The sequence below is a fragment of the Peribacillus sp. FSL R5-0717 genome (genome assembly GCF_038002945.1).
GTDB classification, from domain to species: Bacteria; Bacillota; Bacilli; order Bacillales; family DSM-1321; genus Peribacillus; species Peribacillus frigoritolerans.
In genome coordinates this window covers 4,261,396-4,275,307 of the sequence record NZ_JBBOOF010000001.1, presented here as the reverse complement: position 1 = coordinate 4,275,307, position 13,912 = coordinate 4,261,396, and the positions used below count along the sequence as shown (strand labels likewise).

Genomic DNA, 13,912 nt, shown 5'->3' with positions numbered 1-13,912 from the left:
TTCCAGTATATCATAATTTACCTCAGTTAGTCGTATTTACTAATGGTTCATATGTTCGAACACATTTATGACAGCTCCCGGCTGAATGTGTACATTCATAAAATCTTCAGGATCGGTGCTGACGATTCGATCAATGCGAAACGTACGGCCACCGTCATGTTCAACCATCACATGTACACCATTGTAGATCATTTCTATTAAATTTGCCGTCTTCTCATGGTGATGAGGGAAAATTATTTCTTCAGGAACGATCGTATAAAGCGTCATTGCAGAAGCCCCTCCTCTTCCCCGGCAATTTTTGGCCTTCTTTCTTCCATGAAGCTATTTAGTTTTCTCATGGCCTGACCCACTCCTCCTACATCATCGATCATACCGATTTCAACTGCCTCGGCCCCGATAACATTCGTACCGATATCACGTGTCAAGTTTCCTTTGGCAAACATTAAATCCTTAAAACTTTCTTCCGTAACGTTGGAGTGGCGCGTAACAAATTTAATGACTCTTTCCTGCATTTTATCCAAGTATTCAAAGGTTTGAGGCACGCCAATGACTAGCCCTGTCAAACGAATTGGATGAATCGTCATCGTTGCTGTTTCTGCTATATAGCTATGGTCACACGAAACCGCAATCGGCACACCGATCGAGTGCCCTCCCCCAAGTACAATCGAGACGGATGGCTTTGATAGGGAAGCCAGCATTTCTGCGATTGCCAGTCCCGCTTCGACATCTCCTCCGACTGTATTTAATATGACAAGCAGCCCCTCTATATTGGGATTTTGTTCAATTGCCACAATTTGCGGAATAACATGTTCATATTTGGTCGTTTTATTTTGAGGCGGCAGCTGCATATGTCCTTCAATTTGTCCAATGATCGTCAAACAATGGATTTTTGAGTCTTGAGATAGTTGCGGAACATTAGTAGCCCCCAGCTGCTGGATCTTTTCGATTAAAGTTGAATTCTTACCTTCCTGCTTGCCTTCATTTTCATTTGGTAATGGTGCATTATCCACTATGCCAACCCCTTTCTCTTTTAGCCTATAGCTTTATTATGTCTCGAGCCTCGGACTTCATTCTTCAAGATATAAGAGTCAGAAAAAAGAACCCCTGACTGTTCAAATCAGGGGTTCCTTACTTAATATTCCATTATGATCGGTAAAATCATTGGGCGGCGTTTCGTTTTTTCATAGAAGAATTGGTTTAACGCATCACGCATTTCCTGCTTCAGCGTGGACCAATCAAAAGGCTGGCGCGACCCATTTTTCTTTACGATTTCACTTACTATTTCAGTTGCTTCCGCAATCATTTTTTCTGATTCGCGAACATATACAAAGCCCCTTGAAATGATTTCAGGGCCTGCTGCAATGCTTTTATCCTGACGGTTCAACGTGACAACTACAATCAAAATGCCATCTTGGGATAACAAGCGCCGATCACGAAGAACGATATTACCCACATCTCCAACACCGCTGCCATCTATCAAGATATTTCCTGCAGAGACTTTGCCGGAAAGCCCCATTTTATTGCCCTTAAGTTCGATGACATCCCCTTTTTCGGCAATTATGATGTTTTCACGCTTAATTCCCGCAGCAACCCCAACTTTTTGATGGGCATATAAATGGCGATATTCCCCATGTACGGGGATTAAGAATTTAGGATTCATCAAATTGATCATCATTTTTAGCTCTTCCTGGCTGCCATGCCCTGTTACGTGCACTTTATATTTATTGGCAGATACCACTTCAGCACCAACCCTGTATAGCAAATCGACGGTTTTGGATAAAATAAGTTCACCGCCCTGCAGGGGTGATGCACTGATCAAAACGGTGTCTCCCTTTTTGATCGTTACCTGCTTGTGCGTCTGCTTTGCCATTTTTTGAAGTGCTGCAATGGGTTCGCCCTGATGACCTGTCGATAACACGACGATTTCACGGTCGTCATACTGGCCAATTTCATTAATCGGGATTATCAGCTCTTCTTCGACCTTTAAGTAGCCAAGATTCAAGGCTGTTTCATAAACGCGTTGAAGGCTTTTTCCTACAACTGCCACTTTTCTGCGACTTGCTGCCGCTGCATTGAAAACATGTTGAATCCGGTTGATGTTCGAAGCGAAGCACGCAACGATGATCCTTCCGGAGGCAGCATGGAAAGCCTCTGTAATATCTTTGGCCACAACTGCTTCTGAAGTCGTATAACCTGGCCTCTCGGCACCGGTACTATCCGAAAGCAGGCATAGGACACCTTCTTCACCGATACTGGCCATCTTACCGATTTCCGGTTTATATAGATCCGTTGCTGCCTGGTCGAATTTGAAATCCCCTGTATAAACGATTGCACCTTCACGAGTGTGGATCACGACTCCGACAGAATCGGGAATGCTATGGTTAGTCCGGAAAAAGGACACGGCTGCTTGAGGGAAACTTAAAAGGGAATCCGAATCGATTTCAGTGAAAGTTGCCCTGCCGTTAAAGCCATCTTCCTTTAATTTCGTTTTGATTAAAGCAAGTGTAAGCTTAGTTCCATAAACAGGAGCTGGTAAATATTTCAAGACATAAGCAAGCGCTCCCATATGGTCTTCATGACCATGGGTAATGAATATCCCCTGCACCCGTTCCTTATTATCCATCAAATACGAAATATCTGGGATAACCGCATCGATTCCGAGCATTTCGTCTTCCGGCAGCATTAATCCTGCATCAAGAAGATAGATGTCCTCGTCCACCTCAACGACGTACATATTTTTACCAAGCTCCCCTTGTCCTCCAAGAGAAATCACTTTTATTCCATTATTTTTATCTTTACCCAATCGAATATCCTCCTTAAAAAATCCCGTTCATAATTTCCCAATGATTTCATTATAACCGATGTTCAAAAAACATGACAACACTTACCATTTTCAGAGGGACTTTTTCATATAATTCAAAAAAACAACCTATTATGTAAGAGATGTTTCGATTGATCATAAAAAATTCCAATACTATCATCCCGAAATCGGAAAGTATATCCCGTTCATATACATCATTATGTAAAAACAAGCCAATCTTCAACGATCAGCTTGTTCCGTGTCTTTTTATTTTTTTAAAACCTTGGTTAATGCCAGGCGTTCCTGCTCCGTCAATGGCACGATTGGGAGTCTCACCGATCCAACGTCAATTCCATATAACTGAAGAGCTGTTTTGACAGGTGCAGGGCTTGGCGCTGCAAACAAACCTTTTATAAGCGGTAACAGTTCCTGATGCAGCCGGGCTGCCTCTTTCAAGTTCCCACTGATGAAGGCCTCCACTATTTTCTGCAGCTCCTTGCCAGCAATATGTGAAGCAACCGATACTACACCCACACCACCAATCGCCAACACCGGTAGTGTTAAAGCATCGTCCCCGCTATATAATGCAAAATCTTCATCCGTGCCGGCAATGATTTGGGTCATAGCGTTTAAATCCCCGCTCGCTTCCTTAACGGCTACGATATTAGGAATTTTCGAAAGGCGGATGATCGTTTCCGGTTCAATGTTAACTGAAGCCCTCCCAGGGATATTATATACCATAACAGGGAGCGTCGTACTGGCTGCAATAGCCTTAAAATGCTGGTACAGCCCTTCTTGATTCGTTTTACTATAATATGGGGCAACCAGCATTATCGCATCGGCGCCATTTTGTTCCGCCTTTTTTGTCAACTCGATGGAAGCATACGTATTGTTGCTTCCTGTACCCATGATGATGGGCACACGTTTTTCAACAACCTTAGAAACATGACGCAATAACGCGATTTTCTCCTCCGAAGATAAAGTTGGAGATTCCCCAGTAGTTCCCGACAGCACAAGCGAATCGGTTCCATTCGATAATAAGTAATTAACCAATGAAGTCGTCTTTTGAAAATCAATATTTCCCTTGCTATCGAAAGGGGTGACCATCGCGGTTGATACTCTACCAAATATCATCATCTAACACCTCTTTAATTTTTAAAACATTACTTAATAAAAACCTGATTATTGGACTTCCCCTTCATGCAATTGAAATGCATAGTGCAGGGAATTAACGGCTTCTATTAAATCTTCTTCTTTTACGAGTACCCAAATTGTCGTATGGCTGTCCGCTGACTGGAGAATGGCAATTTCCTTTTCGGAAAGCGCTGTGACAATCTTCGCTGCCACGCCAGGTACTCCATTGATGCCAGCACCGACTACCGATACCTTGGCACAATTCCTTTCAATGACCGGTTCATGACCAAGCTCGGCCAAAATCGAGAGGGCAAGTTCTGTCATCTCTTCCGATACGGTATAAACTACACCACTTGGATATATATTTATAAAGTCAACTGAAATGGAGGCATTTGCCATCGCTTTGAAAACTTCAGCCTGTAGATTATATTGATCTTTTTTCGCACGGACCTTGATTTGAGTGATCTTTGGTACATGGGCAATCCCGGTCACAAGCCTTTCACGTATGTCACTGCCCTGGCTTCCCTTGTTCACGCCTGTAACAAGGGTTCCCAAACCTTCGCTATATGTTGACCTTATCCGAATCGGGACTTTCGCCTGCATCGCAATTTCAACAGCTCTCGGATGAATGACCTTCGCCCCTTGATATGCCATGTTGCAAACTTCCGTATATGAAACGATTGATAATGGACGAGCTTGATCTGCAATCCGCGGATCTGCTGTCATGATTCCTTCCACATCCGTAAAAATATCGACCCGTTCAGCTTGCAATGCGGCACCTAATGCAGCTGCTGAAGTATCACTTCCACCACGGCCGATGGTCGTGATGTCACCATTTTTAGCAGCTCCCTGGAAACCTGCTACAACGACAACATCCTTCACCTCAAGTTCTTTCATGAGGCGATCGCATTTCATTTCGATTATTTTCGCACTGGAATAGTCGGTATTCGTCATGAATCCTGCTTGAGCTCCAGTATAAGCAACCGCATCAATACCATGTTCCAAGAGCATGTTAGTAAATACTACAGATGATATCGTTTCTCCGACAGACATAAGTAAATCCTGTTCTCGCTTTGAAAGGCTGGCTTTGGCTCCATTTACAAGGGAAAGTAAGGTATCCGTTGCATAAGGATCCCCTTTTCTTCCCATTGCTGAAACCACAACCACCACTTTATATCCTTCTTTAATCGCTTTTTCGATATGCCCCTTGGCAAATGAACGGCTTTCCTCATCACGAACGGATGTCCCACCGTATTTCTGGACGATAATTTTCATAATATGCACCCCAAATATAAGCCAGCTCCCCGATCCGGGAAGCTGACAAAAACTCTCTATCCTATTGGAATTTATTTTTCTGTCGAGTTCATTAAGAATAAATTATTACTTAACTGTAACCAAACCTAATTTCAAAAGGCTTTCAGCAATTTGAACGGAATTCCAAGCTGCACCTTTTAATAGATTATCGGAAACCACCCATAAATGGAAGCCTTTATCTTCATCCAAATCTTTGCGAATTCGGCCGACGAATACATCATTCTTGCCGACGGATGAAGCAGGTGTTGGGTAAACTTGTTGTTCAGGTTCGTCTTCCAACACTATTCCAGGTGCCGTTCTCATTAAATCCTTGATTTGAGAAGCCGCTATGCCTTCTTTTTCAACTTCAATGTATACAGATTCCGAATGACCTGTTACAACAGGAAGCCTCACGCAAGTTGCAGCCACTGGCAGGTCTTGCATATGCATGATTTTCTTTGTTTCATTAATCATTTTCATCTCTTCGAATGTGTACCCATTATCTTGGAATTTATCGATTTGGGGAATGACGTTAAATGCGATTTGATAATGCTTTTCGTCCCCTTTTACCGGTAATATTTTCGGATCGATCTCTTTTTCATCAAGCAAGTCGCGAGCCTGTTCCTTTAATTCATTTATCGCTGCTGCACCTGCACCAGAAACAGCCTGGTAGGTAGAAACAACAATTTTTGATAAGCCATATGTCTGGCGGATAGGCTCTAATGCCACAACCATTTGGATAGTTGAACAATTCGGGTTTGCAATGATCCCATTATGCTGCTTCAAGTCTTCTTCATTTACTTCAGGAACGACTAGCGGCACATTTTCATCCATGCGGAAAGCACTCGTATTATCCACCACTATCGCACCGCGTTTCACTGCTTCTGGAGCCAATTCCTTAGACACGCTTCCTCCAGCACTGAATAAAGCGATATCGAAACCTTCAAAGCTTTCAGGTTTTGCTTCCTGCACTTCGATTTCTTCGCCCTTAAACGTAAGTTTGATGCCTGCGGAACGAGCCGATGATAAAAAGATGATTTTCTTAATCGGTAAGTCCCTTTGTTCGAGTGTTGAAATCATTTGTTGTCCTACTGCTCCAGTTGCTCCCACAACTGCAATACGCAATCCCTGTGTCTCAGTCATTTATACATACTCCTTTTCTATCTCTTAAATAAGTTATTTGTTGGATTCATTACTTCTTGTTCAGAATATCATTTATTTTATCACATTAACATTCCAAAGGGTCGGACTTTAACAAAATATTCTGGTAGTGGAGTGGTTTTTTATAACTTCAACCCACAAATTTATGCATATATGTCAGTCGTTGAAAGCAGATCCGTGGCAAAAACTTGTTCAGGCTAAATCATCCTTGAACCTTTCGACGATGACAGGTTGAATCTGTTCCCTCTCCAGTGCCGATATGATCGTATCCCTTATCATGCTCATCCTTGCAACCATGGAACTTGGTTTGCCTGTGGGATTATCCTGGCCATATGGAACAAAATAAATATCTTTTGCTGCCATCAGCCTCATTAGATTGACACCATTTAGCCCAAGTGCATCATTTGTTGATATCGCGACCACGACTGGACGGTGATTCCTCATCGTCGCTTTTGCAGCCATAAGTACAGGCGAATCGGTAAGAGCATTTGCCATTTTACTCATTGAGTTACCCGTTAAAGGAGCGATCACCATACAATCGAGTGGCAATTTAGGTCCTAAAGGCTCCGCTTTGACGATTGTATCAACGACGTGATTCCCCGTCAATTTTTCTATTCTTTCGACCCAGTCTTCGCCCTTTCCAAAACGGGTTTCCGTGTTTTGAACAGTCGATGTTACGATTGGGATGACTTCCGCCCCTTCATTTACAAGTTTTTCTATTTCCGGAAACACTTCATCATATGTGCAATGTGATCCTGTTAATCCGAAACCAATCCGTTTACCTTTGAGACTCATATCATTTTCCCCTTCCTTTTCAAGAACTCGCCTTGAATCAATAGTCCCAGTGCATTCGCTAATATCTGACCAGCTGTTTTTGGGGCGACTATCCCCGGTAGGCTCGGTGCCAACAGCGCCTTAATTCCCCTTTTTTCAGCGTAACGAAAATCCGTCCCCCCCGGTTTTGAAGCAAGGTCGATGATTAATGTATGAACGGGCATATTAGCGATGACTTTTGCGGTAATTATAGGAAAAGGGATCGTATTGATACATATATCAACATTTTTCATTTCTGCAGCAAGATCATTTAAATGAAAAGGGGCTAATGCCATTTCACTGATCCTCGCTATATCTTCGCTTTTTCTTGCCCCCACCTTTACTTTTGCTCCAAGTGCGTGGAATGACCGGGCTACACTCATACCGACCCTTCCCAGTCCTAGAACGGCTACATTTGATCCATGGATAGTAAAATCCGTATGTTGAATGGCCATCATGATCGCACCCTCAACAGTGGGAATCGAATTATAAATAGCGACATCATCACGTTCGAACAATAGAACAAGTTTGCGATTCACCTTCTTGAATATCTCATCGAGGTAATCGTTACTGATTCCTGCATAAAAAGTGCAATGTTCCGGGGTATTTTTTATCATTTCTTCAGTCAAAACAACCTCTTCACTGGAAAAGATCGTTTCTACTTTCCCATCTGAATCCGTACCCCGGACAGGTAAAATAACTGAATCCAATTCCTTGAAGTTTATATCTTCCATTTTTTCCTTAACCGCTCCGGTAAAAGCATGGTCGAGCTGTTCAAAACCTACCAATAATAGCTTTGCATCAAGCTCCGTCAGTTTACGGACAACTTCAAGCTGACGCGCATCTCCACCAATTACAGCGATTTGCATGCCTGTAAGCATTAAAACCGTCACCTTCTTTATATAAAAGATCCTAAACATTCCTTGCCCCATGATACAATTCCTTCAGGAAGCAATTCGGTTTTTGCTACATTCTCTAGTTACCCTGCCATCTTATGTTTTTACTTAAAAAACGGTGATAAGAAAAGAAAAAACGCCATAGCTATTGCCAGCTAAGGCGTTTTCGAGAGTGTATTTCGAAAAGTTCCAAAGAGTATGAAGCGTCATTATCCGTCCATATGCTCTCCGTCTTTAAGCGAAAGTCCTTCCTGAAAATCAATGATGACCATATCCGCACCGATTTTTTTTATATGTTCCCATGGCACTCTTATTTCACTGCCATTCCTTAAAAGGCCGAACCATTTGACAGATGGAATGATCAACGAGGTAATTTGTCCAGTTTCATCTATTTCCAAATCCGTCTGACCAAGGACTCCTAATCTTTCCGCCCTATTCACATCGACTATTTCCTTACCGCTCAGTTCGCTTAACCTCAATTTTGGTTCCCCCTTTTTCGTCTTCTATTCAATCTATATCCGAAAAAGGTAAACTTAGAAGGCATTTAACCAAATATTGTCCATAACACTGGACACTCCCGCATTCAAAGAAAAAAAGCCTGACCTCCCATTAATGAAGGTTCAGACTTGTTCGATATTATTTGTCCCAATTTTCCAGCGGGCTCACTAATGACAAGGAATGTTCCGTAAAAATCTGATTTGCCAATTCATTGACGGTATCCTCAGTCACTTCGTCAATCTTGATGATGATATCATCAAGGGAACGGTGCTCACCCAACATAAGCTCATTTTTTCCGTTCCGGCTCATGCGGCTATTCGTGCTTTCAAGGCTGAGCATCAAGCTTCCTTTAAGTTGCTCTTTGCTATTCCGTAATTCCTTTTCCGTAATGCCATCCCTTTTTAAAGTATCCAATGTTTCCTGAATGGTTTCATACAGGCTGTCAAGCTGATTTGTGCCTGTCCCCCCATATACTGTCACCATCCCGCTATCTTGATAGCTGGAATGATAAGAGTAAACGGAATAGGCAAGGCCGCGTTGCTCCCTGACGTCCTGGAATAGACGGCTGCTCATGCTTCCCCCAAGGATATTATTCAAGGTAATCAGGCTGTATGTTTTATCATTGCCGATTTCCAATCCGTTGTAACCAAGGCATAAGTGGGCTTGTTCCGTATCTTTTTTACGGGTGATCCTATTTTCGTGGAAGGAAGGTTTGACCAATTCAAGACGGTCTTCCCCTCCTTGATACGAGCCAAAGTAGCTTTCGACTTCCTTGATCAATTTTTCATCCACATTCCCAGCAATGGACACGACTACCTTATCGGGTGTATACATGTCATGGACGTATTTTTTTAATGTATCACTATTGAAGGTTTCAAGCGTATTTTCCGTCCCTAGTATTGGATAACCAAGGGGGTGATTTTCATATACAGCCTTGCTTAAGAGGTCATGGACAATATCATCTGGTGTGTCTTCGTACATTTTTATTTCTTCATAGACGACATTTTTTTCTTTTTTCAATTCTTCCCCATCAAATGTTGAGTTGAAGAACATATCAGCCAGGATTTCAAGCGCATAGCTTGCATGGTTATCCATTACTTTAGCATAATAGCATGTATATTCTTTTGAAGTGAATGCATTCACCTGTCCACCGATACTATCGAACGATTCGGCAATTTCACGCGCATTTCTCTTAGTTGTCCCTTTAAAGAACATATGCTCCAGAAAATGTGAAACCCCATTCAATTCTGGCGTTTCATTTCTTGAACCTGTTTTGATCCATACTCCAATTGCCGCTGAACGTACTGTTGGAATATTTTCCAATACAATCCTAACTCCATTTTGACACGTGTATTTCTTAATCAACTAACATTCCTCCCAATCATTCTATGCTGCTATCGTTACCAATACATTATGGATTCGATCGCTCTTCATCTACTGCTTCCGAAACGGTAACAACATCTAAATCTTTCTTTTTTATTTCAATTATTAACGTTTCCAATGATTTTGCAGTAGATTCAGTCGGATGCATCAATATAAATGCTCCAGGGTGTACCTTAGAAAGCACTCTTTGTTGAAGGACTTCAGGGCTTGGCTTTTGCCAGTCGATCGTATCCACACTCCACATGGCGGTCTCCATACCGAAAGAATCCGCGATTTTCACCGTTTCATCCCGGTAGCTTCCACTTGGTGGTGCAAACCATTTCATTTTCAAACCTGTCACAGCTTCAATGACTTCATTCGTTTTTCGAATTTCCTCACGTGTAGCTTGTGCGGATATGTTTTTCATATCTGGATGTGAATAAGAATGATTTCCAATTTCGTGCCCGCCACCCTTAATCATCTTGGCCAATTCTGGATTTTTCTTGGTCCAATTACCTTCAAGGAAAAATGTGGCCTTAACATTATTCTTTTTTAACACGGCCAACATATCTTGTAGGTATTCATTCCCCCAGGCCACATTGATTAAAAATGATACCACTGGCTTTTCGGGATGGGCCCGGTAAATGGGAGCCGGCTCCAGATCCTCCATATGTATCTTTGCAGGGACCTGCTGAAATACCAGCTTATTCTTATCGAACACGCCCTCCTTCTTCATGGCTTTATACGAATCATCAATATTTACCTTCAGGCCGTTATATGCAGGAACGGTTTTCCAAACAGTATCTATTCGTGCATCCTGTGGTGCAATCTCATATTTTTTTGTTGATTCTTTTATTTGTAAAAGAAGCTCGTCTTCTTGCTTCATAGAAGCAACTGAATCATCGGTTAATTGGGTCAAATAAATTTGTGTATATGGATTTTGCACTAATAACCATGATATACCTGCAATGGCACTTATCGCAACTATCTGCTTCCATTTATTATTCATTTTTTACGCCCCCTTCATACCAAAATGTATGAAGAAAACGGACAAGGTAGAACATGACATCCTTTTGACGCCATTCTCCCCATGGATATTCCAATACCTTTAAACAAAAAAAGCATGCAGATTCACAAGGAATCGCATGCCGGATTTCTATTTTTCATTACGATTGAGAAGGGTTGGCTGCCTCTTTTTGCTCTTTCAAGACTGCTTTACGGGAAAGGTTAACCCTTCCTTGCTTATCGATCTCAGTGACTTTGACCAATAATTCATCGCCAAGTGAAACGACATCTTCCACTTTTCCGACTCTTTCTTCAGCCAGTTCAGAAATATGTACCAAACCGTCTTTACCATTGAAGATTTCAACGAAGGCACCGAACTTTTCGATTCGTTTAACTTTACCTAAGTATAGTTCGCCCACTACGACTTCACGTACGATATCTTCAATGATTTTCTTCGCTTTTTGAATCATTGGTTCATCAGTAGAAGATATGAATACCGTTCCATCTTGTTCGATGTCGATTTTCACGCCAGTTTCTTCAATGATTTTGTTGATATGTTTTCCGCTCGGTCCAATGACATCACGGATCTTATCCGGATTTATGGACATTGTAACGATTTTTGGAGCATATTTGGATAACTGCTCACGCGGTTGATTGATCGTTGACATCATTGATTCCAAAATGTGCATCCGGCCATGTTTGGCTTGAAGTAAAGCTTCTTCAAGAATCTCTCTTGAAAGTCCTTCAATCTTAATATCCATTTGTAGGGCAGTAACACCTTTTGAAGTCCCTGCGACTTTAAAGTCCATGTCTCCCAGATGATCTTCCATACCTTGAATATCCGTTAAGATTGTATAGTGCTCACCTGATTTGACTAGGCCCATGGCAATACCGGCAACTGGAGCTTTCAATGGAACTCCGGCATCCATCATTGCCAAAGTGCTTGCACAGATACTTGCTTGTGATGTTGATCCGTTCGATTCAAGGACTTCAGATACAAGTCTGATTGTATATGGGAAGTCTTTATCGTTTGGAATGACAGGCTCCAATGCTCTTTCACCAAGTGCACCGTGACCGATTTCACGGCGTCCTGCCCCACGGATAGGACCAGTTTCACCTACACTGAAATGCGGGAAATTATAGTGATGCATAAAACGTTTTGACTCTTCGGTCCCAAGTCCGTCCAGAATCTGCACATCACCAAGTGCACCTAATGTACAGATGGATAGTGCTTGGGTTTGTCCGCGTGTGAACAATCCGGAACCATGTGTACGGGGCAGAATGGTGACTTCAGATGATAATGGTCTGATTTCGTCAGGATTACGGCCATCCGGGCGCACTTTTTCTTCCGTGATCAAACGGCGGACTTCGGATTTAACCAATTTATTAAGGATTTCTTTAATTTGCTTTAATTTTTCTTCATCAGTTTCTTCTTCATAATGAACCAATACACGATCTTTTACTGCTTTGATCGCGTCTTCACGAGCATGTTTTTCCTGAACTTGTACAGCTTTGTTCAAGTCTGCTTCACATAGGCCTTTCACTTCTGCTTCCAGTTCAGCATCCACTTGGTATAAAGTGACCTGCATTTTTTCCTTGCCGATTTCAGCAACGATTTTCTCTTGGAATGCAATGATCTTCTTGATTTCATCATGTCCGAACATGATTGCTTCAAGCATCGTTTCCTCTGGTACTTCATTCGCTCCGGCTTCAACCATGTTGATGGCATCTTTAGTGCCGGCAACCGTCAGATTGATGTCACTTTTAGCTAGTTGGTCAACAGTAGGGTTAATAATGAATTCATTATTGATTCTCCCCACTACAACTCCAGCAATCGGACCTTCGAACGGAATATCGGAAACTGAAAGTGCAAGGGAAGAACCTAGCATAGCTGCCATTTCCGTAGAGCAATCTTGATCGACACTCATGACCATGCTGATGATCTGAACATCGTTCCTGAAGCCATCGGCGAAAAGCGGACGGATTGGACGATCGATTAAACGGCTTGCAAGAATTGCCCTTTCACTCGGTCGTCCTTCACGTTTGATGAAGCCTCCCGGAATTTTACCGACTGCATAAAGTCTTTCTTCGTAGTTGACTGTCAAAGGGAAGAAGTCAACATTTCTAGGTTCCTTCGAAGCTGTCGCAGTACTTAATACAGCAGTTTCTCCATAACGGACTAAAACTGCCCCGTTCGCTTGTTTGGCTAATTGCCCTATCTCTACCGTTACATTACGGCCGGCCCAGTCAAATGAATACGTATGTTTTTCCTGTCCCATTTATTAAACCCCTCTCTGAATCTTCACTTAGAGGCTTAGTTTACCTAAACCTGTATTGGATTAAATCATTTATATGTGAAAGTAACTAAACTCGAGTTAAAACCAAACTATTCCTATTATGCACGAAAAAAACAAGCATTAACAGTAAAATGAATAAAAATTTCATTCATTTGATTATGTATATCCTGATCATTTATAAATGGAAAAGGACCCGGCTCCTGCCGAGTCCCAAGGACGAAGGCCCAGCCTTAAGTAGAACACGTCCAAATCATTTGATTAACACCAAAAAAGCGGGAAATTTCCCGCCTTCCTGAAAAAATTATCTACGTAGACCTAATTTGTTAATTAGTGTACGGTAACGAGTAACGTCTTTGTTACGTAGGTAAGTTAAAAGATTACGACGTTTACCTACCATTTTTAGAAGACCGCGACGTGAATGGTGGTCTTTTTTGTGTGTGCGTAAGTGATCGTTCAAGTTGTTGATTTCTTCTGTTAATACTGCGATTTGAACTTCTGGAGATCCAGTGTCAGTATCGTGAGTTCTGAATTCTGCGATAAGTTCGTTTTTGCGTACTTGTGTAATTGCCATGTTATTATTCCTCCTAAAATTCTGTAAAATCACCAATTACCGAGCCAGCGTCGGAGTCTCGACTAGCCAAGCAATGGTTATT

At 42.1% G+C, this 13,912-nt stretch carries 13 protein-coding genes; all 13 read right to left on the bottom strand.

Annotation, left to right across the window (positions count from 1 at the left end; all coding sequences use genetic code 11):
• Nucleotides 1-39: 39 nt before the first annotated feature.
• The 13 genes from NYE65_RS20680 to rpsO all read right to left on the bottom strand — a co-directional run bounded on the left by NYE65_RS20680 (nt 40) and on the right by rpsO (nt 13,830).
• Nucleotides 40-267, bottom strand: a complete 228-nt coding sequence (locus tag NYE65_RS20680; protein WP_340861545.1) for a YlzJ-like family protein — start codon at nt 265-267, stop codon at nt 40-42.
• Entirely contained in the window at nt 264-1,010 is a 747-nt protein-coding gene (locus tag NYE65_RS20675; protein ID WP_034313566.1) for a ClpP family protease, read from the bottom strand. The genes NYE65_RS20680 and NYE65_RS20675 overlap by 4 nt, the downstream gene beginning before the upstream one ends.
• A 122-nt stretch (nt 1,011-1,132) precedes the next feature.
• Nucleotides 1,133-2,803 carry a ribonuclease J gene (locus NYE65_RS20670; protein WP_328135773.1) on the bottom strand — a complete coding sequence of 557 codons (1,671 nt, stop codon included), beginning with the start codon at nt 2,801-2,803 and terminating at the stop codon, nt 1,133-1,135.
• A 264-nt stretch (nt 2,804-3,067) separates the two neighbouring features.
• Complete coding sequence (gene dapA / locus NYE65_RS20665; RefSeq protein ID WP_328177605.1) at nt 3,068-3,937, bottom strand: 4-hydroxy-tetrahydrodipicolinate synthase; 870 nt, start codon at nt 3,935-3,937, stop codon at nt 3,068-3,070.
• 45 nt (nt 3,938-3,982) lie between these two features.
• Complete coding sequence (dapG, locus tag NYE65_RS20660) at nt 3,983-5,209, bottom strand: aspartate kinase (RefSeq protein WP_034313576.1); 1,227 nt, start codon at nt 5,207-5,209, stop codon at nt 3,983-3,985.
• A gap of 105 nt (nt 5,210-5,314) precedes the next feature.
• On the bottom strand, nt 5,315-6,370 hold the full coding sequence (gene asd, locus NYE65_RS20655) for an aspartate-semialdehyde dehydrogenase (protein WP_340861544.1): 1,056 nt from the start codon (nt 6,368-6,370) through the stop codon (nt 5,315-5,317).
• A gap of 210 nt (nt 6,371-6,580) precedes the next feature.
• Nucleotides 6,581-7,183 carry a dipicolinate synthase subunit B gene (locus tag NYE65_RS20650; protein WP_034313581.1) on the bottom strand — a complete coding sequence of 201 codons (603 nt, stop codon included), beginning with the start codon at nt 7,181-7,183 and terminating at the stop codon, nt 6,581-6,583.
• Nucleotides 7,180-8,082, bottom strand: coding sequence for a dipicolinic acid synthetase subunit A (gene dpaA / locus NYE65_RS20645; protein ID WP_127778615.1), 903 nt, complete (start codon nt 8,080-8,082; stop codon nt 7,180-7,182). The genes NYE65_RS20650 and dpaA overlap by 4 nt, the downstream gene beginning before the upstream one ends.
• 224 nt (nt 8,083-8,306) lie before the next feature.
• Nucleotides 8,307-8,576, bottom strand: coding sequence for a YlmC/YmxH family sporulation protein (locus tag NYE65_RS20640; RefSeq protein ID WP_241591230.1), 270 nt, complete (start codon nt 8,574-8,576; stop codon nt 8,307-8,309).
• Nucleotides 8,577-8,733: 157 nt separating this feature from the next.
• Nucleotides 8,734-9,960 (bottom strand): M16 family metallopeptidase, encoded by a 1,227-nt coding sequence (locus tag NYE65_RS20635; protein ID WP_053534388.1) that lies wholly within the window; start codon nt 9,958-9,960, stop codon nt 8,734-8,736.
• A gap of 46 nt (nt 9,961-10,006) precedes the next feature.
• Nucleotides 10,007-10,966 (bottom strand): polysaccharide deacetylase family protein, encoded by a 960-nt coding sequence (locus NYE65_RS20630; protein WP_340861543.1) that lies wholly within the window; start codon nt 10,964-10,966, stop codon nt 10,007-10,009.
• 157 nt (nt 10,967-11,123) lie between these two features.
• Nucleotides 11,124-13,241, bottom strand: a complete 2,118-nt coding sequence (gene pnp, locus NYE65_RS20625) for a polyribonucleotide nucleotidyltransferase (RefSeq protein WP_034313594.1) — start codon at nt 13,239-13,241, stop codon at nt 11,124-11,126.
• Nucleotides 13,242-13,560: 319 nt separating this feature from the next.
• On the bottom strand, nt 13,561-13,830 hold the full coding sequence (gene rpsO, locus NYE65_RS20620; RefSeq protein WP_034313598.1) for a 30S ribosomal protein S15: 270 nt from the start codon (nt 13,828-13,830) through the stop codon (nt 13,561-13,563).
• Between the last annotated feature and the right edge of the window lie 82 nt (nt 13,831-13,912).

Excerpts from the sequence above, each read along its gene's own strand:
- pnp (WP_034313594.1), bottom strand. The coding sequence starts at position 13,241 with ATGGGACAGGAAAAACATACGTATTCATTTGACTGGGCCGGCCGTAAT.
- NYE65_RS20650 (WP_034313581.1), bottom strand. The coding sequence starts at position 7,183 with ATGAGTCTCAAAGGTAAACGGATTGGTTTCGGATTAACAGGATCACAT.
- dapG (WP_034313576.1), bottom strand. The coding sequence starts at position 5,209 with ATGAAAATTATCGTCCAGAAATACGGTGGGACATCCGTTCGTGATGAG.
- dapA (WP_328177605.1), bottom strand. The coding sequence starts at position 3,937 with ATGATGATATTTGGTAGAGTATCAACCGCGATGGTCACCCCTTTCGAT.
- rpsO (WP_034313598.1), bottom strand. The coding sequence starts at position 13,830 with ATGGCAATTACACAAGTACGCAAAAACGAACTTATCGCAGAATTCAGA.
- asd (WP_340861544.1), bottom strand. The coding sequence starts at position 6,370 with ATGACTGAGACACAGGGATTGCGTATTGCAGTTGTGGGAGCAACTGGA.
- dpaA (WP_127778615.1), bottom strand. The coding sequence starts at position 8,082 with ATGCTTACAGGCATGCAAATCGCTGTAATTGGTGGAGATGCGCGTCAG.
- NYE65_RS20630 (WP_340861543.1), bottom strand. The coding sequence starts at position 10,966 with ATGAATAATAAATGGAAGCAGATAGTTGCGATAAGTGCCATTGCAGGT.
- NYE65_RS20680 (WP_340861545.1), bottom strand. The coding sequence starts at position 267 with ATGACGCTTTATACGATCGTTCCTGAAGAAATAATTTTCCCTCATCAC.